Source organism: Pseudomonas sp. AM14(2022) (genome assembly GCF_036346455.1).
In the GTDB taxonomy this organism is placed as follows: Bacteria; Pseudomonadota; Gammaproteobacteria; order Pseudomonadales; family Pseudomonadaceae; genus Aquipseudomonas; species Aquipseudomonas putida_A.
In genome coordinates this window covers 318438-341632 of the sequence record NZ_JAOTNY010000006.1, presented here as the reverse complement: position 1 = coordinate 341632, position 23195 = coordinate 318438, and the positions used below count along the sequence as shown (strand labels likewise).

At 62.7% G+C, this 23195-nt stretch carries 16 protein-coding genes and 2 pseudogenes; 9 read left to right on the top strand and 9 right to left on the bottom strand.

Features of this window, described 5'->3' with window-relative positions; all coding sequences use genetic code 11:
* Window positions 1-45: 45 nt before the first annotated feature.
* Window positions 46-4515, top strand: a complete 4470-nt coding sequence (locus tag V3W27_RS15215) for a hemagglutinin repeat-containing protein (protein ID WP_330206955.1) — start codon at window positions 46-48, stop codon at window positions 4513-4515.
* A gap of 138 nt (window positions 4516-4653) precedes the next feature.
* Here V3W27_RS15215 and nhaA read toward each other — a convergent pair whose 3' ends face one another.
* Complete coding sequence (gene nhaA, locus V3W27_RS15210) at window positions 4654-5862, bottom strand: Na+/H+ antiporter NhaA (protein WP_330206962.1); 1209 nt, start codon at window positions 5860-5862, stop codon at window positions 4654-4656.
* A gap of 215 nt (window positions 5863-6077) precedes the next feature.
* Between nhaA and V3W27_RS15205 the strand changes: the two genes are divergently transcribed.
* The 3 genes from V3W27_RS15205 (at window position 6078) to V3W27_RS15195 (ending at window position 10124) form a co-directional block, all read left to right on the top strand.
* Window positions 6078-6578, top strand: coding sequence for a sigma-70 family RNA polymerase sigma factor (locus V3W27_RS15205; protein WP_003223490.1), 501 nt, complete (start codon window positions 6078-6080; stop codon window positions 6576-6578).
* 40 nt (window positions 6579-6618) lie between these two features.
* Window positions 6619-7602 (top strand): FecR family protein, encoded by a 984-nt coding sequence (locus tag V3W27_RS15200; RefSeq protein ID WP_027614009.1) that lies wholly within the window; start codon window positions 6619-6621, stop codon window positions 7600-7602.
* Window positions 7603-7700: 98 nt separating this feature from the next.
* On the top strand, window positions 7701-10124 hold the full coding sequence (locus V3W27_RS15195; RefSeq protein WP_330206954.1) for a TonB-dependent siderophore receptor: 2424 nt from the start codon (window positions 7701-7703) through the stop codon (window positions 10122-10124).
* Window positions 10125-10241: 117 nt separating this feature from the next.
* On the opposite strand, the gene V3W27_RS15190 is transcribed toward V3W27_RS15195, so the two are convergent.
* Window positions 10242-11393 (bottom strand): MFS transporter, encoded by a 1152-nt coding sequence (locus V3W27_RS15190; RefSeq protein ID WP_115990275.1) that lies wholly within the window; start codon window positions 11391-11393, stop codon window positions 10242-10244.
* A 373-nt stretch (window positions 11394-11766) separates the two neighbouring features.
* Between V3W27_RS15190 and V3W27_RS15185 the strand changes: the two genes are divergently transcribed.
* A complete protein-coding gene (locus tag V3W27_RS15185) occupies window positions 11767-12750 on the top strand; it encodes a diaminopimelate epimerase (protein ID WP_247268305.1) in 984 nt (327 codons plus the stop codon).
* Between the two features lie 128 nt (window positions 12751-12878).
* Here the strand turns inward: V3W27_RS15185 and codA are convergent, their stop codons facing one another.
* From codA to V3W27_RS15160, 5 genes are all read right to left on the bottom strand, one after another.
* Window positions 12879-14126, bottom strand: coding sequence for a cytosine deaminase (gene codA, locus V3W27_RS15180; protein ID WP_247268304.1), 1248 nt, complete (start codon window positions 14124-14126; stop codon window positions 12879-12881).
* A gap of 14 nt (window positions 14127-14140) precedes the next feature.
* Window positions 14141-15412, bottom strand: coding sequence for a cytosine permease (codB, locus tag V3W27_RS15175; protein ID WP_247268303.1), 1272 nt, complete (start codon window positions 15410-15412; stop codon window positions 14141-14143).
* A gap of 245 nt (window positions 15413-15657) precedes the next feature.
* Window positions 15658-16470, bottom strand: a complete 813-nt coding sequence (locus tag V3W27_RS15170; protein WP_247268302.1) for an alpha/beta fold hydrolase — start codon at window positions 16468-16470, stop codon at window positions 15658-15660.
* Window positions 16471-16670: 200 nt separating this feature from the next.
* A complete protein-coding gene (gene queD / locus V3W27_RS15165) occupies window positions 16671-17027 on the bottom strand; it encodes a 6-carboxytetrahydropterin synthase QueD (protein WP_007915588.1) in 357 nt (118 codons plus the stop codon).
* Between the two features lie 95 nt (window positions 17028-17122).
* On the bottom strand, window positions 17123-18202 hold the full coding sequence (locus V3W27_RS15160; protein ID WP_330206953.1) for a patatin-like phospholipase family protein: 1080 nt from the start codon (window positions 18200-18202) through the stop codon (window positions 17123-17125).
* A 245-nt stretch (window positions 18203-18447) separates the two neighbouring features.
* On the opposite strand from V3W27_RS15160, the gene V3W27_RS15155 reads away from it, so the two are divergent.
* From V3W27_RS15155 to V3W27_RS15140, 4 genes are read left to right on the top strand one after another with little or no spacing between them, the layout of a single operon-like run.
* Complete coding sequence (locus V3W27_RS15155; protein WP_027614000.1) at window positions 18448-18756, top strand: PepSY domain-containing protein; 309 nt, start codon at window positions 18448-18450, stop codon at window positions 18754-18756.
* On the top strand, window positions 18756-19067 hold the full coding sequence (locus V3W27_RS15150; protein WP_027613999.1) for a PepSY domain-containing protein: 312 nt from the start codon (window positions 18756-18758) through the stop codon (window positions 19065-19067). Before V3W27_RS15155 ends, V3W27_RS15150 begins: the two co-directional genes overlap by 1 nt.
* Window positions 19068-19070: 3 nt before the next feature.
* Entirely contained in the window at window positions 19071-19739 is a 669-nt protein-coding gene (locus V3W27_RS15145) for a response regulator transcription factor (protein WP_003223514.1), read from the top strand.
* Window positions 19736-21049, top strand: a complete 1314-nt coding sequence (locus tag V3W27_RS15140) for a sensor histidine kinase (protein WP_027613998.1) — start codon at window positions 19736-19738, stop codon at window positions 21047-21049. The genes V3W27_RS15145 and V3W27_RS15140 overlap by 4 nt, the downstream gene beginning before the upstream one ends.
* A gap of 123 nt (window positions 21050-21172) precedes the next feature.
* On the opposite strand, the pseudogene V3W27_RS28235 reads toward V3W27_RS15140, so the two are convergent.
* Window positions 21173-21766 (bottom strand): annotated as a pseudogene (locus V3W27_RS28235) (methyl-accepting chemotaxis protein); the annotation flags it as partial.
* A gap of 264 nt (window positions 21767-22030) precedes the next feature.
* Window positions 22031-22999, bottom strand: a pseudogene (locus tag V3W27_RS28230) (HAMP domain-containing protein); the annotation flags it as partial.
* Between the last annotated feature and the right edge of the window lie 196 nt (window positions 23000-23195).

The window sequence follows — 23195 nt, the reverse complement described above, 5'->3', positions numbered from 1 at the left end:
ACTCAATCGCGCGCCGTGATGCCGTACTTACATGGAGACGTTTTTATGCCAGCACACACCTTTGCATTCCATCTTTCTCCTCGGGGCAAACTGCGCTGGGCGATTGCCAGCCTGTTCTTCGCCGTGCACCTGCCCAGCGCCATCGCCGGCGGTGTGGTGGTCGCTCCCGGCCCCGGCGGCACCGCGCAATTGCAGACCCAGGGCGGCGTGCCCATCGTCAATATCGTCGCGCCCAACGGCTCGGGCCTGTCGCACAACCAGTTCCTCGACTACAACGTCGACCGTCAGGGCCTGGTGCTGAACAACGCCTTGCAGGCCGGGCAATCGCAGCTCGCCGGGCAACTGGCAGCCAACCCGCAACTGCAGGGCCAGGCGGCGAGCGTGATCCTCAACGAGGTGATCAGCCGCAACCCTTCGGCGATCAACGGCGCCCAGGAAATCTTCGGCCGCGCGGCCGATTATGTGCTGGCCAACCCCAACGGCATTTCGGTGAACGGCGGCAGTTTCATCAACACGCCTAACGCCAGTCTGCTGGTCGGTCGTCCGGAATTGAACGACGGCAAACTGCAAGCCTTGAACACCCGCGACGCCAGCGGTCAGTTGCAGATCCAGAGTGGCGGCCTGCGTAACGCCGAGGGTTCGGTCAATCTGATCGCCCCGCGTATCGACAGCCAGGGCCGCATCGATGCCCGCGATCAGTTGAACCTCACGGTCGGACGCAATCAGATCGATTACGCCAGCGGTCAGGTCAAAGCCGTGGATCCGGCGGGCAACACCCAGGATCAACGCATTGACGCCAGCCTGTTCGGTGCGATGCAGGCCGGGCGCATCAACATCGTCAGCACCGCCGAAGGCGCGGGCGTGCGTGTGGGGGCGGTGCAAGTGGCCGGGCGTGACGGGGTGCAGATCCGTTCCGCTGGCGACCTCAGCGTCAGCGGTGAAGCCATCCCCAACAGCCTCGATGTGACCCGTGCCGGCATTCGCAGCAGTCAGGGTGATGTCGGGCTGCACAGCGGCAACGACCTGAACCTGGTCGCCACCGATGTCAGTGCTCGCGACGTCAGCGTCAATGCCAAGCGCAATCTGACCCTGAGCAGCGTCGAAAGCCGCAAGCTCCAGGAGCAGCGCGAAAACTGGAGCAACAGCACCATCGGCATCACCTGGGAAACCTACGACCGCACCCAGACCGACAGTGAAACTCGCCAGCACGGCAGCCAGATCGTCGCCAGCCGCGACGTCAAGCTGACTTCCGGCAAAGACACCGAACTCAAAGCCGCCAAGGTTGAAGCGGCGAAAAATCTCGATGTGCAGAGTGGCGGTGATCTGCGCCTGACTGCGGCCACCGAAAGCCACACCCAGACCGATCAGGGCAACCATCGCAAGCATCTGTGGAAGGCTGACTGGAACAACAGCAGCGAAGAACAGCACAGCATCGGCAGCCAGTTGAAGGGCGGCAATATCGCGCTGCAGACCGCCGCGTTGTTGCGCGCCGAAGGTGCCGAACTGAACAGCACCGGCGATGTGAAACTGGCGGGCAAGCAAGTGGACGTCACCACCGCCACGCGCACCAGTCGCAGCAACAACAACAGTTACTCCGGCGACCTGGTGGGTGGCGGTTTCTTCGGCAAGACCGGTGACGCTGACAAGGGCCAGACCCGGCATCAGGGCAGCAAAATCAATGCGGCGGGCAAACTGATCGTCAAGGCTGACGACGTGCGCATCAGCGGCAGCCAGGTCCGTGGCGGCACCGAGGCCAGCGTGATCAGCGATCAGGGTTCGCTGGTGATCGACGGTGTGCAGGACACTTCGCACAGCAACAACCACGACAAGGACAGCAAGTTCTTCGGCATCAGCAAGGACGAGTCGCGGCAGAACGCCAGGGACAGCACCACGGTGCGCAGCGAGCTGGTTTCCGACAGCAACCTCAAACTCAAGAGCGCCAAGGACATCGAAGTGGCCGGCTCCACGGTCAAGGCTGGTGGCGTGCTGACCGCAGACGCAGCGGGTGATGTGAACGTGCATTCCACGCAGAACACCCACGACAGCAGCTCGACCACCGAGACCCGTGGCTTCGATGCCTACGCCAAAGAGCAAACGCCGGAGCAATATCGCGCCGGGGTGCACTACGAAGACAAGCAGCAGACCGTCACCCGCAACGACGTCAATCAGCAAGGCTCGAGCCTCAGCGGCGGCACCGTGCAAGTGAAGGCCGGCGGCGATCTGACGATCAAGGGCGGTGAAGTCAAATCCACGGCCGGCGACACCACGCTGAGCGGCAAGAATGTGTCGTTGCTGGCCGAACAGGACAGCCACAAAACCTCATCCGACACCTCTAGCACCGGCGGCGGTTTCTACTACACCGGTGGCCTCGACCGTGCCGGCAGTGGCGTCGATTTTGCCCACAGCACCACGCAAGACAGCAGCAGCAAAACCACCGCGCAAACCACCCACGTGCAAAGCAGCGGCAGCCTGAACATCAATGCCGACAAACTGCTGACCGAAGGCGCGCAGGTCAAGGCTGGCAACGGTCTGAACGTCGCGGCCAACGAGGTCGACAACCGCGCCGCCAGCAACACCGAAAGCAGCACTCACAACCAGAGCAACTGGTCGGCGGACATCGGCGCCAACGTCGAGTACAAGGACATCGCCCGCCCGATTGCCGGTGCGGTCAAGGATGTGCTCAACGGCAAGGTGCCGGACAAGGAAGCCCTGAGCAATCTCGGCCAGCCGAACGTCGGTATCGACGTGGCGATCGGTCACGGCAGCGCCGACAAGACCGAGCACAACAGCAACGCCGTGGTCAGCCGTTTCGACGGTGGCAGTGTCGACGTGAAAACCGCCAGCACCCTGCACGACCAGGGCACCCAGTACAGTGCGAGCAACGGCATGGTCAACATCAGCGCTGACAAACTGGTTGCCGAAGCCGCGAGCAACACTCACAGCAGCACCGATAACTCGGTGGACGCCAAGGTCGACGTGCGCGTCTACACCAAGACCGGCGAGGACGTGAACGTCGCCGGCAGCGGCGCCGGTGGCAACAGCTACAGCAGCAAGGACAGCAGCACCGCAGTGGTCGGCGGTTTTGCCGGCAGCCAAGGCGTGAACATCAAGGTGGGCGGTGATGCGCAGTTCGCCGGCAGCCGTTTCGATGGCGGGCAGGGCGGTGTGAGCATCAAGACTGGCGGCGATCTGGCGCTGAATCAGGCAAACGACCGTCAGAGCAGCAGCGACTCCAGCCTGCGCGGCAACGGCTCGCTGACGGTCGGCACCTTGCCGGGCACCGACGGCACCAACGTCGACCTCGGCGCTGGCTTCCAGCTTGACCACACCGGCAAGCAGACCAATGACACCCAGGCTCACGTGGCGAGCATCAGCGGCAACGGCCCGGTGCAACTGAGCAGCGGCGGCAATCAGGTCCAGCAAGGCACCAGGATCGACAGCGCCGGCGCCATCGATCTGCACGCTGATGGCAAGCTTGATCTGCAAGCGGCCACCGCTACGCACACCGCAACCGGCAGCAATCTCGGCGGCGGCTTGAAGGGCGGCGGCAGCAAATCCAGCAGCGAGAAGAGTCGCGATCAGGGCGGTAATCTGAGCGGTAACTTCAACATTGGTCGGGTCAACGAAAACTCGCAAACCCTGACCGGTGGCCAGCTCAACAGCCAGAGCAACGTCGCCTTGAGCGGTGACGCGGTGCACCTGCAAGGCACGCAAGTCAGCGCGCCGAACGTCAGCATCGATGCGCAGAAGGGCGGTTTGGTTCAGGAATCGGCGCAGTCCACCGAGAGCCGCAACAACTGGAACGTTGCGCTGAATGCCGGCGGCAACCTGAGCAGCAAGACCCCGACCGCAGCCGATGAAAAGGCCAGCAGTGACCACGGCTTCAACGCCGGGGCCAAGGTCGGCGTCGATTACCTGCAAGGCACCACCCAGCAGAACAGCCAGATCAAGGCTGACAGCGTGGTGCTCAACAGCGCAGGTGATGCACAACTGTCTGGCGCGCGGATCGACGCGAACACTGTCGGCGGCAAGGTTGCCGGTAATCTGACCGTCGAAAGCCGTCAGAACTCGAAGACGCAGGCCAAGGTCGATGTTGATCTGGGCCTGACGGCGAAGAAAAATCCACCGAGCGACAAGGAAAAGCTCGCCGGCACCGACTATAAACCGACGCTGAAAGCGCAAGGCGAATACGCGCACAAGGACAGTGTGGTGCAGGCGTCCGGCATCAGTGGCAATCAGGGTGTGAAGTTGAACGTTGGTGGTGGTACGCAGCTGACCGGCGCACGGATTTCATCGACGGACGGCAAGGTCGATCTGGGCGCTTCGAAGGTCGTTGGCAGCGATCTGGTCAACCGTGACTACGGGGTGAAAGCCGGACTGGACCTGCCGCAGAAAACCGAGGAGAACGCACCGAAGGTATCGTTCGATAACGGCAATCTGAAAGTCGGTCCGGTGACCCTGAGCGGCAATCTGGACAGCCAGACCCTACAGGCCGGGATCGACGAAAAAGGCTGAGCAGCACCGCTGTAAAAACTGTGGGAGCGGGCTTGCTCGCGAAGGCGGTGATTCAGTCGATAAATTAGCTGACTGAATTGACGCTTTCGCGAGCAAGCCCGCTCCCACATTGGTTTCTGTCTCGACCAGATCCGGCGGTCAGTTCGAAGCCTTCGCCTTACCCGCACTCATCAGCACGACCACCGCCAGCAGCGCGGACAGGATCGAACCCAGCAACACCCCAACTTTCACCGAGTCGACCAGATGCGGCGCGCCCGGGAACGCCAGCGCGCCGATGAACAGGCTCATGGTGAAGCCGATCCCGCAGAGCAGGGCGACGCCGTACAGCTGCAGCCAGCTCGCGCCTTGCGGCAGTTGTGCCAGACCACTGCGAATCGCCAGGGCGCCGAGGCCGAGGATACCGATCTGCTTGCCGAACAACAGCCCCAGCGCCACGCCCAGTGGTACCGGCTCAAGCAGGTTGCTCGGAGAAATGCCGGTCAGCGACACACCCGCGTTGGCGAAGCCGAAAATCGGCACCACGGCGAACGCCACCCACGGATGCATTTTTTCTTCGAGGTACAGCAGCGGCGAGTTGTGCTCGTCCTCCGGGTTACCCAGCGGAATGCACAGGGCCAGAATCACCCCGGCGAGGGTCGCGTGGATCCCCGATTGCAGCATGAAGAACCACAGGAAGGCGCCGGCGATCAGGTATGGCCAAAGCTTTCTGACACCGCAGCGATTGAGGATCACCAGCAGTGCAATCACTGCCAACGAGGCCAGCAGCATGCTCACCGACAGGCCGCTGGTGTAGAAAATCGCGATGATCACCACTGCGCCCAGGTCATCGAGGATGGCCAGCGCCGAGAGGAAGATTTTCAACGAGACGGGCACCCGTTTGCCCAGCAGCGACAGCACGCCCAGGGCGAAAGCAATGTCGGTGGCGGCGGGGATCGCCCAACCGCTCAGGGTCTGCGGATTACCCCAGTTGATCGCAACGTAGATCAAGGCCGGGACCAGCATCCCGCCCAGCGCGGCGAAGCCCGGCAGCGCGCGCTGACCCCAGGTCGACAACTGACCGGCGAGCATTTCGCGCTTGATCTCCAGGCCCACCAGCATGAAGAAGATCGCCATCAGGCCATCGTTCACCCAATGCTCGATCGACAGACCGGCGATCTTGATGTGCAAGGTCGAGAAATACGTGGCCGCCCAAGGCGAGTTGGCGACCAACAGTGCGGCGAGGGCCGCGGCCATCAGGATCAGACCACCGGCGGACTCGGCGGCGAAGAATCGGGTGAGAAAGGCCAGGGCAGACGGCGCCTGCTGGCGGGCAGGGGCAGCATGCAAGCGTGACGGATCGTGGCTCATAGGCACGGCGACTCCGCGCGGCGGCCCGACCTGCGCTGAATTAAACCTGCCCTGCCGCGTTGTTGCGGTGGCACCCGGGCGGCATTTTACACAATAGGTGGGGGAAGGCGCGGTTTTACTGACGATTACCCTTGAATCGAGCGTTTCCAAGGAATGAATTGCCGGCCTTAATAGGAAGCATTACTATTCACGCCTCTTTCCCCCAGCACGCTGTCATGAACCCCATGCTGCCCCGCAGACCCGGCTTTTTCGAGCATTACGAAGAGTTGATCGGCACCTGGACCCGGCGTCTGCGCAATCGCGCGCAGGCCGAGGATCTGGCGCACGACACCTTTGTGCGGGTGCTCGAATCCGATTCGGCAGCGGTGCAGCAGCCACGGGCGTATCTGCACCAGACCGCACGCAATATTGCGGTCGACGGTTATCGGCGTGAGGACCGACGGGAAGCCATGGAGTCGCAGGCGATCGATCACAGTGTGTCGTCCACCGGCGACCCGGAGCATTACATGCAGGCGATCCAGCTGGCCGACTCCATCGAACGGGCGCTGCAGGAACTGCCGCTCAACTGCCGGAAGATTTTCGTCTGGCAGAAGATCGAAGGGCTGACCCAGGCGGAAATCGCCGAACGCCTGGGGCTGTCGAGGAACATGGTCGAAAAGTATATGATCCGCACCCTGCGCCACTTGCGCGATCGCCTCGACGGCATGCAGTCATGAGCGGCCGCCGCTTTTCATCTTCAGCCCGACAGGACACTCCATGATGGATACCCGTGATTGCGCGTGCGGGCAAACAACGGTGCGCGATGAAGCGGCACGCTGGTTTGTGCGTTTGCAGGAACCGCTGATCAGCGCCGACGAACAGCAGCGCTTCGATGCCTGGCTGAACCAGCATCCGCAACACCGTGACGAATTCCAGTTGCTGCAAGGCCTGTGGACGGCGGCCGATCTGCTGCCGGCGCCACGTCTCAAGTCCCTCGTCGAAACCCCGCCGGCCCGTCGCGAACGTCGCCCGCTGCTGCGCTATGCCGTGGCCGCCAGTGTGCTGGCGGTGGCGCTCGGCCTCGGTCTGTTCAGCGGTCTGAATCTCCCCGACGGCTACAGCGCCGAGTTCGCGACGGCGCTGGGTGAGCGCAAGCACGTGGCGCTGCCGGACGGATCGGTGATCGACCTGAACAGCCGCAGCCGTCTGCAGGTGCGTTTTGAGAAGGATCGGCGGCTCATTGAATTGAGTGAAGGCGAGGCGCTGTTCAGCGTTCAGCACGACACCGCGCGCCCGTTCGTGGTCGAGGCCGGCAGTGGCAAGGTCACCGTGACCGGTACGCGGTTCGATGTGCGCCGCGACGTCATGCAAACCCGGGTCGCGGTGGAGCAGGGCACGGTAAAGGTGCAGGGGCGCAATGCGCCGGACAACGAGTTCATCAACTTGACGGCAGGTCTCGGTACCCACGTCGATGCCGAGGGTCGCGTCGCCGCCGCATATGCGGTCAACCCCGCCGAACTGACGGCGTGGCGAAGCGGCAAACTGGTGTTCAACAACGCCAGCCTCGGCGAAGTGGCAGCGGAAGTTTCGCGTTATCGCGACAAGCCACTGACGGTCAGCAACCCGGCCGTGGCCAGTTTGCGCCTGACCAGCGTGTTCAAATCGGACAACACCGACGCCTTGCTCAAGGCCCTGCCAAACATCCTGCCGGTGGCCGTTCGCACCCTGGCCGATGGCAGTAAGGAAATAATTTCAAAATAACATTCAGGTTTTTTTCGAGTTCATCGTCTTCCTGTTCAACTGCAACTGGTTTGCATTAACAGACGCACACTCTTGCGCTCCACAGGACTACGTTCGACGTGAAAAACACCTCAACCAACAACAAAAAATCCCCCTGGTTACCGCTGGCCCTGGCGTTGGCGGTCAACGCCGCCGTGCCGCTGGCCTTCGCCGCTGAAGCCATTCACATCCGCGCCCAGCCGTTGGGCCAGGCCCTGAGTGAACTGGGCCAGCAAACTTCGCTGCAAGTGTTTTTCAGCCCGGAACTGGTGGCCGGCAAACAGGCACCCGCGGTCGATGGCAACATATCTCCCGAGCAGGCGTTGCGCCAATTGTTGCAGGGCAGCGGCCTGGACTATCAGATCAACGAAGGCTCGGTGACCCTGGCCCCGGCCGCCACTGCCGCCAGCAATGGCCCGCTGGAACTGGGCGTGACCGACATCAAAGTGGTCGGCGACTGGCTCGGTGACGCTGACGCCGCCGTGGTGCAGAACCACCCGGGCGCACGCACGGTGATCCGCCGCGAAGCCATGGTCGAGCAGGGCGCGATGAACGTCAGTGATGTGCTCAAGCGTGTGCCGGGCGTACAGGTGCAGGACTCCAACGGCACCGGCGGCAGCGACATCGCGCTGAACGTCGGCGTGCGTGGCCTGACTTCGCGCCTGTCGCCACGCTCCACGGTGCTGATCGACGGCGTGCCGGCCGCGTTCGCGCCGTACGGCCAGCCGCAGCTGTCGATGGCGCCGATCTCCTCGGGCAACCTCGACAGTATCGACGTGGTACGCGGTGCCGGTTCCGTGCGTTACGGCCCGCAAAACGTCGGCGGGGTGATCAACTTCGTCACCCGCGCCATTCCGGAAAAAGCCACCGGGGAAATCGGCACCACCCTGGAGACCACCCGTTACGGCGGCTGGAAGCACATCGACACGGCGTTCCTCGGCGGCACTGCCGACAACGGCATGGGCGTGGCGCTGTTGTATTCCGGGGTCAACGGCAACGGTTACCGCGAGCGCAACAACGACAACGACATCGACGACGTGCTGCTCAAGACCCATTGGGCGCCGACCGATCAGGACGATTTCAGCCTCAACTTTCATTACTACGACGCCAGCGCCGACATGCCCGGCGGCCTGACGCAGAAGCAGTACGACGACAAACCGTATGATTCGGTACGCGATTACGACAACTTCAGCGGTCGGCGCAAAGACGTGTCGTTCAAGTGGATTCGGCAGATCGACGAGCGTACTCAGGCAGAAATCCTTACCTATTACACCGACAGCTTTCGCGGCAGCACCATCGCCGCCCGCGACCAGAAAACCCTCAGCTCGTACCCGCGTTCCTACTACACCCTCGGTGTCGAGCCGCGTGTGTCGCGGGTGTTTGACGTCGGCCCGACCACGCAGGAAGTCAGCGTCGGTTATCGCTACCTGAAAGAGGCGATGCACGAACAGTCGAGCCGTCTGGCGCTGGTCAACAATCAGCCGGTGGTCACCCCGACGTCCGACGGCCATGTGTTCCAGGATCGCACCGGTGGCACCGAGGCCAACTCGGTGTATGTCGACAACAAGATCGACGTCGGCAACTGGACCATCACTCCGGGCATTCGCTTCGAACACATCAGCACTGACTGGCATGACCGCGCCGTGCTCGACACCGCAGGCAAACGCGTGCCGGAGAAAAACCGCAGCATCGAAAGCAACGAACCGCTGCCAGCGCTGAGCGTGATGTATCACCTGTCGGACGCGTGGAAACTGTTCGCCAACTACGAAACCTCGTTCGGCAGCCTGCAGTATTTCCAGCTCGGCCAGGGCGGCTTGGGCGACCAGACCGCCAACGGCCTGGAGCCGGAAAAAGCCAAGACTTACGAGATCGGTACGCGCTACAACGATGACGTGTGGGGCGGGGAAGTGACGCTGTTCTACATCGACTTCGATGACGAACTGCAATACATCAGCAACGATGTCGGCTGGACCAACCTCGGCGCGACCAAGCACCAGGGCATCGAAGCGTCGGTGCACTACGACATGGCAGCGCTCGATCCGCGTCTCGACGGTCTGACCGCCAACGCCGGTTTCACCTACACCCGTGCGACTTACGAAGGTGAGATTCCGGGCTTCAAGGGCCGTGATCTGCCGTTCTATTCGCGGCAGGTGGCGACCGTGGGCTTGCGTTACGACGTCAATCGCTGGACCTACAACATCGACGGTTTCGCCCAGTCGAAACAGCGCTCGCCGGGCACCGGGGTCAACGCCGATGGCAGCTTCAACGGCAACTACATCACCGAAGGCACGGCCGACGGGCAGTACGGCGACATCCCGGGTTACGTGACCTGGAACGTGCGCGGCGGGTATGACTTCGGGCCGCAAGTGTCGAACCTGAAGCTCGGCGCCGGGGTGAAAAACGTCTTCGACAAGCAGTATTTCACCCGTTCCAGCGACAACAATTCGGGGATGTATGTGGGCGCACCGCGGACGTTCTTTGTACAGGCCAGCGTCGGTTTCTAATGACGCCTGACCCTGTGGCGAGGGAGCTTGCTCCCGCTGGACTGCACAGCAGGCCCGATTTTTTGGGGTCGCTTCGCAACCCGGCGGGAGCAAGCTCCCTCGCCACAATGATGGTGTTCAGACCTTGAGGACTTTGCCGCCGATGGCGACGGCCACCAACAGCAGCGCCATCAACCCGAAAGCAAAACTCAAACTGCTGGCATGCGCGACAAAACCGATCACCGCCGGCCCCGCCAGAATCCCTGCGTAACCCAGCGTGGTGATTGCCGGCACCGCGATGCTTTCCGGCATCACCGTCTGCTTGCCCACCGCCGTGTACAGCACCGGCACGATGTTCGAGCAGCCGGCGCCGACCAGCGCATAACCGAGCAGCGCGGCTTCCCAGCTCGGGGCGAAGGTCGCCAGAAACAGGCCTGCCGCCGCCAATAACCCGCCGAACAGAATGATCCGCGTGGCACCGACACTGCGCACGATCCTGTCACCCAGCAAGCGTCCCGCCGTCATGGTCAGGGCAAATGCGGCGTAACCCAAGCCCGCATACGCCGTGTCGATCCCGCGTTCCTGTGCGAGGAACACCGCGCTCCAGTCGAGCGCCGCGCCTTCGGTGAGGAACACGATGAAACACATCCCGCCGATGAACAGCACGATGCCGTGGGGAATGGCGAATGCCGGGCCCGAGCTTTCACTGCCGTACGGCAGCATGTGCGGCACCGCTTTGACCAGCGCACCGATCAACACCGCCACCACCACCAGCATCGCCGCCAGCGGCGTCAACCCGAGACCGAGCAGGGCGCTGACACCGGCCGCGCCGACAATCCCGCCGAGGCTGAACAGGCCATGAAACCCCGACATCATGTGCTTGCCGCTGGCCCGTTCGACGATCACCGCTTGCAGGTTGACGGTCGAATCCACCGTGCCCAACCCGGCGCCGAACATGAACAGCGTGGCGATCAGCGCCGGTATCGACGACACCGTCGCCAGCAACGGCAGCGCCGCGCAAATCAGCAGGGTGCCGCCGGTGGCGACTTTGCGGCAGCCGAAGCGCGTGGCGAGAATCCCCGCCAAGGGCATCGCCAGAATCGAGCCGACTCCCAGGCACAGCAGCAACAGGCCCAACGTGCCTTCGTCGAGTCCGGCGCGGGCCTTGGCGTACGGCACCAGCGGCGCCCATGCGGCAATGCCGAGGCCGGCGATGAAAAAAGCGATGCGCGTCGACATCTGTTGCAGGCGTCCGGGGACGAAGGTGTCTTGGGGGTTGAGGCTGGTCATATCGATCCTTGGCAAAAAACGTCGCGTCCCCGAATGACAGTGATAGCGCGTCGAGGTTCGATCGCAAGTCTCGGGGGCGGTGCAGCCGACATCCTAACCTGTAGGGATAAGTCTGCTCGCGATAGTGGTGTGTCAGCCAAAGAATATAGTGAGTGACACACCGCCTTCGCGAGCAAGCCCGCTCCCACAGTGATCTGCGCATGACAGCAGATTTGTGAGCGCCCGCCATTTAATGTGGGAGCGGGCTTGCTCGCGAAGGCGGTGGCTCCGGCAATGAACAGGGCGCCTGACACCCCGCTATCGCGAGCAGGCTCACTCCTACAGGGGATCGCGGTTTACAGTAGGTGCTTCGACTAGGTGAGTGAGGCTAGTGATGACGCAGTTTTACGATGCACGGGGCAATATCTACGGGGTGGTTTCGCCTCAGGCACTTCGTGAGGCGGGGATCGATTTGCCTGTCGGTGCCGCGCAGTGTGCCTTGTCGACACAGGCATGGAGTCAGGCAGCCATTGCGCTGTGCTGCGACTGGCCCGAGGGCCAGCGTCCGGCGGGGAGTAAATCGCACCGCAGCGACGGTCTGCTGATCGGCCCGTTCCAGGCAGTGCCGCCGTTCGACGTGCTGATCGTCAATACCGACGGCACCTTGGCCGAGCGCAGCGGCAATGGCCTGACGATTTTTTCCCAGTCGTTGCTGGAGCAGGGGCTGATGCCGACGGAAGGGGCGTCGCTGCGAGTGCATCACGACAAGGGGGGCGACGCTGTGGAAACTTCGGTGAAAACGGCCACAGTTGAAGGCGTGAACGGCTTCTGGCTGGACCTCGGTCAACCGGGCTTCGGGCCTTCAGCGGTGACCGCCCGGAATGTTGAAAACCGCGAATTCAATGGTCATGAAGTGAGCCATGTAAAACCCTTGGCACAGCTCGATCCCGCGTGGCAGCACAGCCAGTTTGTGCGCATCGGCAACCCGCATTGCGTGACCTTGCTCACCGACGTCGCCGAGCTGCCGAGCAACCCGCAAATGCGCGAATCGCCCTGGGCCGAAGGCCTGACCCGAATCGCCTACGCGATGCCGACCGGCGCCGGCCAGCCATGCCCGGCGGGCATCAATCTGCAATGGGCCGCGCTTGAGTCAGCGCAGCGCATCGTCGCCCGAGTATTCGAGCGTGGCGAAGGGCCGACGGCGTCTTCCGGTACCAGCGCCAGTGCGGTGGCCTGCGCAGCATGGGCGGTGGGTTGGGTGGCGAGCGGCGAAGTGCACGTCGTCATGCCGGGCGGGACGGCGCCGGTGTTGCTCGAAGAAAAGCAGGGCGAATTGGTGCGGGTCAGGCTGTTTGGTACGGCTCGATTGATCGACTGAAGCGGCAATCGCCTTCGCTGGCAAGCCAGCTCCCACAGGGTTATGTGGTGAGCACAAATCACGCGTTCACTGCTGAATACTGTGGGAGCTGGCTTGCCAGCGAAGAGGCCATCAGCCTGACAACCATTTCAGATCTGTCCGCTGTTGAACTCCACCAAGGGCATCTTCCGCTGCATCAACACCTTGCCGCCGCGAATCGAATACAACGGCAAGCCTTGGCTGCGAATAACCTCGTAATCGCTGTCCGCCGACAGAATCAGCAAGTTCGCCGGACGCCCCTGTTCCAGGCCATAACGCTCGCCCAAGTGCATGGCCTTGGCGCTGTTGTCGGTGACCAGGTCCAGCGCGTTCTGCAGGTTGCGGTAACCGAGCATGTGGCAGATGTGCAACCCGGCTTCCAGCACCCGCAGAATGTTGCCGTTGCCTAGCGGATACCAAGGATCGACGATCGAATCCTGGCCAAAACACACGTTCATCCCGGCCTCAAGCAATTCATTCACGCGCGTCACGCCACGGCGTTTCGGGAAGTTGTCGAAGCGCCCCTGCAGGTGAATGCTTTCGGTCGGGCACGAGACGAAACTGATCCCGGAATGCCCGAGCAGGCGGAACAGTTTGGCGCAGTAAGCGTTGTCGTAAGAACCCATTGCCGTGGTGTGGCTGGCGGTGACCCGCGCGCCCATGTCGCGGCTGCGCGCCTCTTCGGCGAGCACTTCGAGAAAGCGCGAGTGCGGGTCGTCGGTCTCGTCGCAATGCACATCGACCAGGCACCCGGTGCGCTCGGCCAGATCCATCAGAAACTTCACCGAACTGACGCCCTGATCACGGGTGTACTCGAAATGCGGAATGCCGCCGACCACATCGGCGCCCATGCGAATCGCTTCTTCCATCAGCTCGCGACCGTTGCGGTACGACTCGATGCCTTCCTGTGGGAACGCGACGATTTGCAGATCGATCAGGTGCCGGGATTCTTCGCGGACTTCGAGCATCGCCTTGAGAGCGGTGAGTTGCGGATCGGTGACGTCGACGTGGGTGCGCACGTGCTGGATGCCGTGTGCGGCCAGGGCCTGGATGGTCTTTTTCGCGCGGGTCTTGGTGTCTTCTTCGGTGATGGTGACTTTGCGCTCACCCCAGCACTCGATGCCCTCGAACAGCGTGCCGCTCATGTTCCAGCGCGGCTCGCCAGCGGTCAGCGTGGCGTCGAGGTGGATGTGCGGCTCGACGAAGGGCGGCACCACCAGATTGCCGCCGGCGTCGAGGTCGCCGGGATTGAGGCTCGGGGCTTCGGTCTGGCGACCGATGCTGCGGATCAGGCCGTCTTCCAGGTGCAATTCGTGCAAACCTTCCTGGTTGCGCAGCCGGGCGTTGATGATGTGCATCAGGCGAATCCTTCTTATAGGTCTGGTAGTGGCGCACTGGCGCGGCGGGCGCCGAGCAGGCCGGTGACGATGACATACGTTAGCGCGGCGGCGGCAATCCCTACCAGCGGCGCGACCCACGGCGAGTGGAACGCAGCGAGCGTACCGACCGCGTAAGCCCCCAGTCCCGGCCAGTTGAACGCCGGCAGCCGTGCGTCGGCCAGACGCGGATAGCGCCCGCGCCAGCGAAAGAAAAAGTCGGCCATGATCACCCCGCCAATCGGCGGAATCACCGTGCCCAGCAAAATCAGGTACGGCACCAGCATGTCGTACATGCCCAGCAGGGCGAGCAGGGTGCCGATCACCGCGCCGGCCAGGGTCACGGTTTTGCGTCGGCCGGTGCGCAGCAGGTTGCAGCCGGCGACGGCAAAGTTGTAGATGGTGTTGTCCTGGGTGCTCCAGATATTCAGTAGCAGCATGGCCATTGCGGCCATGGCGAAACCTTGCAGCAGCAACACTTCAACCACGTCGGGCTGCTGATAGACGATCGCGCCGTAGGCACCGATCAACACCATCAAGCCATTGCCGATGAAAAATCCGATCAGGCTCGCCAGCACGGCAACCCGTGCCGAGCGCGAGAAGCGGGTCCAGTTGGTCGCCTGGGTCGCGCCGCTGACGAAGGTGCCGAACACCAGCGTGATCGCGGTCGACCAGTCCAGCGAACCCGTCGGCACCACGCTGAGCAAACCATCGAGGCCACCGACTTTTACCGTCGCGACCCACATCGACAGCATCAACAGCAACATCATCGCCGGCACCGCGATGTACGACAGGATCTCCAGGCCGCGATAACCGATATACGCCGTGGCGCAGAACACCAGGCCGAACAGCACCATCAAGCCGAGCACTGTGCCTTGCCCCAGATCGAAGTATTTGCCGAGCACCACGGCGGCGGTCGCAGTGCCCCAGGCGTACCAGCCGATCTGGGTGAAACCGAGGATCAGGTCACTGAGCTTGCTGCCGACTTCACCAAAACAGAACCGCCCCATCAGTACCGAATTAAGCCCGCTCTTGAAGGCGATATAACCCAGCCCCGCCGCATACAGACCGAGCAGCAGGTTACCGACGATGATCACCGCCATCATCTCGCCAAAACTGAAGGCGACCCCAAGCTTGCCGCCGGCGAACATGGTTGCGGTGAAGAAGGTGAAACCCAGCAGCACCATGGCGGTTGAGGCCAGACCTTTGCGGGCATGCATGGGCACTTCGCTGAGCGGGTAGTCGTTGCCGGGATCGTTCTGCGTCATGGGGCGTTCCTTGCTGGATTGGGGAGACGCGAAGCAAGTTGCAGTGGTCGTGCCAAATACCGTTATGCGGATTATGTATAGCCGAGTCAGGGATTTCGGCGCGAAAGCAGTGCACCAGAACGCACACAGGCCCAATGTGGGAGCGGGCTTGCTCGCGAAGGCGCCGGGTCAGCCATTGCAGGTGGTGACTGATGCAGCGCTTTCGCGAGCAAGCCCGCTCCCACCGTTTTGAACTGTGTTGGGGGTCAGAGGAAGCGCAGCAGGGCGGCGACGATGGCTTCCGGGGCGTCTTCCTGGACGAGGTGGCCGGCGTTGAGGATTGGGTGAAATTGTGATCCCGGAATCATCTGGTGCAACGCCCGACCCCGCTCGATGGGAATCCACTGATCGGCTTCACCCCAGAGAATCTGCACCGGGCAGCGGATGCTCGGGTACAGCGGTTCGGCCTCGCGGGTGTAGCGCTCGTCCATCTGCGCGATCTGCCGATAGAACGCCGCTTGCCCCGGATCGCCGAGCCACGGTTGCACGTAGGGCGCCAGTTCAGCGTCGGGGATGTCGCGGTGAATCGCCCCGCGAATGTAGGTCGGGACGGTAGCGCGCTGGATGTAGTCCGGCAGGCCGCTGAACGCCGTTTCATGCTGGCGCACATGCTGCACGAACGGCGAACCCCATGGCGTCAGCGCCACCGGATCGATCAGCGTCAGGCTGCGGTAGTCCTTGCCATCGAGCAAATGCGTGCGCAACGCGGTGGCGCCGCCGAAGTCATGGGCGACCACGTCCGGGCGCTGGATGTTCCAGTGATCGAGCAACTGCGCGAGCAGTTGATTCTGTACGCCGAGGGAAACGTCGGCGTCCGGTTGTGCGGAGCGTCCGTAGCCCAGCAGGTCGAAATAATGCACCCGATGACTGGCAAAGAAATGCGGCGCGATGCGGTGCCACACGTAAGACGAGAACGGCGTGCCGTGCACGAACACCAGTGGCGGGCCGTCACCGCGCACGGCGTGGCGCACCGGATGCCCATTGAAATCGAAGACCTGATCCAGCAGCCAGTCTGTCATCGGCCTGTCCTCTTGGCGGGGTTGAGCCAAAAAGCATAGGCATAAAAAAACAGCCGTGAAGGCTGTTCTCTATTTCCCTGACAAACACCGATCCTTTGTAGGAGTGAGCCTGCTCGCGATAGCGTCGGCACATCCGAAATCAATGTGTCTGACAAACCGCTATCGCGAGCAGGCTCACTCCTACAGGGGGATGTGTTGGATCATTCACCGCGATAAATGCAACCGCTGGTGCAGGTCTCGTGAATGCGGATCGCGCTGAGTTCCGGCAGCAGTGGCTTCATTTCATTCCAGATGAATTTGGCCAGGACTTCGCTGGTCGGGTTTTCCAGGCCGGGAATGTCGTTCAGGTAGTTGTGGTCCAGACGCTCGTACAACGGCTTGAAAATCGCCTTGATCTCGGAGAAGTCGCGGATCCAGCCGGTGTGCGGATCGAGGTCGCCGCTCAGGTGCAGCGCCACTTTGAACGAGTGACCGTGCAGGCGTCCGCACTTGTGGCCGTCCGGGACGTGCGGCAAGCGGTGGGCGGATTCGAAAGTAAACTCTTTGAAAATTTCCACAGTATTTTCGGCTCTGTTCAGGTGGCGTTCGCCGCAGCGATTCGGGCAGGCGGCGAGTTTACCAGCTTGTGTTTGGCGATGCGGGAAAACACTGACTAAAGGGTCAGCAAGCGCTCGGCGAGGCGACCGTTGGTGGTCAGTTCGAGAAACTCGTCGCCCAGTCGGCGGCTCTCGTCCATCGCCGCGTGCCAGTACTTTTGGCGGCTCGGCGCATCACCCATGAAGCGCTTGAAGTCGTTACGGTCGGGCAGTTTGCCGTAGGGCAGCCGTGCCAGATATTCCTTGGATGGCGCGAGCAACAGCACGTCCTGCAAGCGCTCGACCGACGCGCGGCGCCACGGCAGGGTCTTGTCGAACCAGCCGGGGATCACCCGATCGGTGAAGTGCGGATAAAGCACGATGCCGTCGCCGCTGTAGGGCAGGTCGAGGTGATAGTCGAGCAGGCCGCCGTCGCGGAACGTGCCGGCACCGGCGCCCGGCAGGTCGCGCACGCCTTCCATGACCATCGGGATCGACCCCGAGGCCAGCAGCGCCTGGCGCAGGTTGCCGGCGTTGAGGGCAACGAAGCGCGACGGAAAGTCATTCAGCGCATTCACCGGCGGCGCCAGGCGCGGGTCGTGGATAATCAGGCGTTCGAAGTGCCGCGACAGCCGCGCGCGACCGCGCAGGTTATCGGCAATCACCGAGCCCAGCGCCAGACCGAGGCGGCCACGATGATCGTCGGCCAGGCGTCCGTGGCTTTTCACCACCATGATGTTCAGGCGGTAGTCGGCGTTGTTGAGGATACTGGCGTCGCGGCCGTCGAGCAGGTCATTGAGCATGCGCTGCGAGCTCTGGCTGATCTCGGCCATGGTCACGCCTTTGTTGAAGTTCTGCTCGGCGTACAACTGACCGAGGCGGCGGATGCCTTCGGCGGCGTCCGGCAGGCAGGCGCTGGCGAAGCGCCAGGAACCGACCGACGCGCCGATCAGCGAGCGCTCACGCGGCGCGCTCGGCAGCCATTCACCGAACAACGCCAGGTCCAGCCCCTGAATCCCCAATGCCTTCGGCCCGCCGGCCGCACCGGGCAGGGTGCCGACGTCAGCGGCGTTCAGGCCTTGGGCACGAATGCGCGCCATGGCCCGAGGGCCGGCCTTGAGGGTGAGGGCAGGGAACTTGATGTGGATGGCAGTCATACCGGTCTCGATCGTTAGCAAGCGAACAATTATAAGCACATGTTACAAAACACTGTAGGAGTGAGCCTGCTCGCGATAGCGGTGTATCAGACATATCAATGCTCAATGACACATCGCAATCGCGAGCAGGCTCACTCCTACAGGGGAAACGGGTTGCTCTGGGGCAATGATGGCAATTCAGTTTCAGTTAAGTTCGCACCGCTATGGTGCCGACCGTAGCTGCACATAAAAACACGGAGACACCCATGAAAACCCTGACTGCCCTGTCCATTGCCTCGATCATCGGCCTGACCGCCAGCCTCGCCCACGCCCGCGATCTTGGCCCGGATGAAGCCCTGCGTCTGCGCGACGCTGGTACTATCGTCTCCTTCGAGAAGCTCAACGCCACGGCGCTGGCCAGACACCCGGGCTCGACCATCACCGAAACCGAGCTGGAAGAGGAGTACGGCAAGTACGTCTACCAGGTCGAAATGCGTGATCCGCAAGGGCTGGAGTGGGATCTGGAATTAGACGCGGTCACTGGGCAGGTTCTCAAGGATCATCAGGATACGTAATGAAGGTTAATGTTCGCGCCACCAGCCGCACGGCGTTGGCGCTTGTGATTGTTTGCTCGGCGGCGATGGCCCGCGACCTCGATCAGGACGAAGCGCTGAAGCTGCGTCAGCAGGGCGTGATCCTGCCGCTGGAGCAGGTGCTGCAACAGGCGCTGGATCGCTATCCGGGGGCCAAACTGCTGGAGGTCGAGCTGGAGGAAAAGCACGACGTCTATGTTTATGAAGTCGAGCTGCTGACGGTCGAGGGCGTGGCGCGCGAGCTGCATCTGAAAGCCGATACCGGCCAATTACTCAAAGACAAGGAAGATTGACCGATGCGTTTGCTTCTGGTGGAAGACCACGTGCCGCTCGCCGACGAACTGATCGCCGGCCTGCAGCGCCAAGGCTACGCGGTGGACTGGCTGGCGGACGGACGCGATGCGGTCTATCAGGGCAGCAGCGAGCCCTATGACCTGATCATTCTAGACCTCGGTCTGCCCGGCGTTCCCGGGCTGGAGGTGCTGGCGCAATGGCGTGCCGGTGGCCTGTCGACCCCGGTGCTGATCCTCACCGCCCGCGATTCCTGGGCCGAGCGCATCGAAGGCCTGAAGGCCGGCGCCGACGATTACCTGACCAAACCGTTCCATCCCGAAGAGCTGCACTTGCGGGTGCAGTCGTTGCTGCGTCGCTCCAAGGGCCAGGCCAATCAGCCGACGCTCAAGGCGGCCGGCCTGCATCTGGATGAAGGTCGCCAGTGCGTGATCCGCGACGGCAGCGAGATTCAGCTGACCGCCGCCGAATTCCGCCTGCTGCGCTATTTCATGCTGCACCCGGAACAGATCCTGTCGAAAACCCACCTCGCCGAGCACCTCTACGACGGCGAAACCGAGCGCGATTCCAACGTCCTCGAAGTTCACGTCAACCACCTGCGGCGCAAGCTGGGTAAAGCGGTGATCGAAACCCGTCGCGGCCAGGGTTACCTGTTCGGCGGGCAAGCTTCGTGAGGTCGATCCAGCGCCGCTTGAGCCTGGGGTTGATCAGCGTGATGGTGATCGTCGGCCTGGTGTTGGCGCAAACCAGTCTGTGGTTGTTCGAAGTCGGGTTGCAGCGTTACCTCGAGGCCGGTCTGCGCAACGACAGCGAAAGCCTGCTGGTCGCACTGGTGCGTGGCCCGCAAGGTTTGCAACTGGATGAGCGGCATCTGTCGCCGGCCTATCAGCGACCGTTTTCCGGGCATTACTTCCGCATCGATTTTGCCGACAGCCACTGGCGCTCGCGTTCGCTGTGGGATCAGGATCTGCCGCTGCTGGAACACCCAGGTTTGCACAGCAACCTGCAACTGGGGCCGGACGGTCAGCAGTTGCTGGTATTGCGTTCGGATTATCGGCGTCTGGGGCAGTCGATCTCGATCAGCGTCGCCCAGGATTACACCCCGGTGCGCGAGAGTTTCCAGCGCATGCGCCAGATCGGCCTCGGTCTGGGCCTTGCCGGTTTGCTGCTGATTCTGCTGCTGCAACGGCTGACGGTGCGCCGCGCGTTGAAGCCGCTGGAACGCGCGCGCGAGCAGATCGCCCAGTTGCAGCAGGGCCAGCGCTCGCAACTGGACGATCAGGTGCCAGTCGAGCTGGAGCCGCTGGTGGCGCAGATCAACCATTTGCTCGCGCACACCGAAGACAGCCTCAAGCGCTCGCGCAATGCACTGGGCAATCTGGGACATGCGCTGAAAACCCCGCTGGCGGTGCTGCTGAGTCTGGCGTCGAGCGAGAAACTCGACGCCCACCCGGAGTTGCGCCGAATCCTCAAGGAACAACTGGAGCAGGTGCAACAGCGGCTCAATCGCGAGCTTAATCGCGCGCGGTTGTCAGGTGATGCGCTGCCCGGCGCGCTGTTTGATTGTGACGCGGAACTGCCGGGATTGCTGGCAACGCTGAACATGATCCACGGCGAGCATCTGGCGTTGAGTTACGTCGCGCCGCCGGGGCTGCAACTGCCGTGGGACCGCGAGGACTTGCTGGAACTGCTCGGCAACCTGCTGGACAACGCCTGCAAATGGGCGGACGCCGAGGTGCGTCTGAGTGTGATCGAACGTACTGACGGTTACGCCCTGAGCGTTGAAGATGACGGGCCGGGAATTCCTGAGGAGCAACGCACTCAGGTGTTCAGCCGTGGCACGCGGCTCGATGAGCAGACTGACGGGCATGGCCTGGGGCTGGGAATTGTGCGCGATATCGTCGAGACGTGGGGTGGGTTGCTGATGTTGGGCGAGAGTGAGTGGGGCGGGTTGAAGGTGGTGATCGAGTTGCCTAAACGCTGATCCCGGCCTGCCAAAGAACTGTAGGAGTGAGCCTGCTCGCGATTGCGCCGATACATTCGAATCAATGTGTCTGACAAACCGCTATCGCGAGCAGGCTCACTCCTACAGGGACGGTGATGGTTTTCAGACCCGGAACTGATCCATCAGACTCTGCTGTTGATTCGCCAGGCTGTTCAGCGACTGGCTCACCCGCGCCGACTCATTGGCCTGTCCGGACAGCGATTCGGTCACGTCACGAATGGTCGCGACGTTGTTGTTGATCTCCTCGGCCACCGCGCTCTGTTCTTCCGCCGCGCTGGCGATCTGCAGGTTCATGTCGCTGATCACCGTCACCGCATCACCGATCTGGCGCAGTGCGGTCACCGCTTGCCCGACCTGTTCGACACTGCCCTGCGCCTGACGATGGCTGTTGCCCATCGACCCGACCACATCCTGGGTACCGGTCTGCAATTGCTCGATGACCTGACGGGTTTCTTCCACCGACTCCTGCGTGCGGCGGGCGAGGTTGCGCACTTCGTCGGCGACCACGGCAAAACCGCGCCCGGCTTCACCGGCGCGAGCGGCCTCGATCGCCGCGTTGAGCGCCAGCAGGTTGGTCTGTTCGGCGATGGCGCGGATGGTTTCCAGCACGGTGCCGATCTTCTCGCTGTTGGCAGCCAACCCTTCGACCTGAACCATCGCCGCGCTCATGTCGGCGGCGAGGGTGTCGATGCTCGCGGTGGTGCGGTCGATCACGGTCAGGCCCTGGCGGGTGGCGCGGTCGGCGTCCTTGGCCGCTTCGGCGGCTTGCGCGGCGCTGCGTGCAACGTCCTGCGCGGTGGCGCTCATTTCGTGGGAGGCAGTGGCGACCTGATCGACCTGACGGTATTGCTGCTCCATGCCGGCGCTGGTCTGGGTGGCGATGGCCGAGGACTGGTCGGCGGTGTTGCGCGCATCCTGCACCGAGCGTTTCACCTCGGCGATGATCGGCTGCAGCTTGTCGAGGAACTTGTTGAACCAGCCGGCCAGTTGACCGAGTTCATCTTTCTTGTCATACGCCAGACGGCGGGTCAGATCACCTTCACCACTGGCAATGTCTTCGAGCATGTGGGCCACGCCGAGGATCGGTTTGGTCACGCTGCGCGCCATCAGCCACACCAGCAGCAGGCCGACCAATGCCGCCAGCACGCCGAGGCTCAGCTCGATCAGGGTGCCGGAGTTGTTGCTCGCATCCAGTTGCTGCTTGAGCGCTTCGGCGCGGCTGACCAGCACCTTTTCCGGCACGTCGAGCAACACGCCCCACGACGGGCCGCCGGGGATCGGCTGGAACGGCGACAGCACTTTCAACTGGCCGTTGCTGTGCAGGCTGCTGACGCTGCTGCTGGCGGCGAGTTGACGCAGCAGTTCGGCGCCGCTGACGGTATCCACGGCATCGAGGCGCTTGCTCAGTTTGCTGGCGTCCGGGCTGTAGCCGGCGAGCAGGCCGGTGGGGCTGATGATGCTCACGGCGGTCTGGCCGTCGTAGAGTTTTTTGCTCGCGCCCTGGCTGATCGCCTGCAGGCTGTTGAGATTGATGTCCACCGACAGCGAGGCGATGACTTTGCCGTTGACCATCAGCGGGAAGACGATGCTGGTCATCAGCACGTTCTGACCGTCGATCACATAGAAGTACGGTTCGATCACGCACGGTTTGAGCGTGGTGCGCGGGCAGGTGAACCAGGCGTTGGCCGCCTGACCGCTGGGGCCGGTGCTGGTGTCGGTCATGTCGCTTTCCGGCAGGGCCATCGAGGTGACTTTGCCGGGAGTCGGCTGCGACCAGTACAGGGCAAAACGACCCTTGTCGTTGCTGCCGAGTTCAGCCTGACCGGCGAACAGCTCATCCTTGCCATCCAAGGCGTTGGCTTCGAACACCAGCGACAGACCGAGCAGCTCCGGGTTGGCCTGCAGCGCGGACTTGACCTGACGGGTCATGTCTTCGCGCAGGTCGAAGGCATCGAGGAAGCGCTTCTCGGCCTGTTCGCGCAGGAACAGCACCTGACGCGAGAAGCCGTGGCCATATTGATAGGCGTCCATGAACTGCTGGCGAATCCCGGCAGCCTGCACCTCACCCTGCGACTCAATGCGCGCCTGGGCCGACTCGGTCAGCATCTCCATGCTCGAAGCCTTC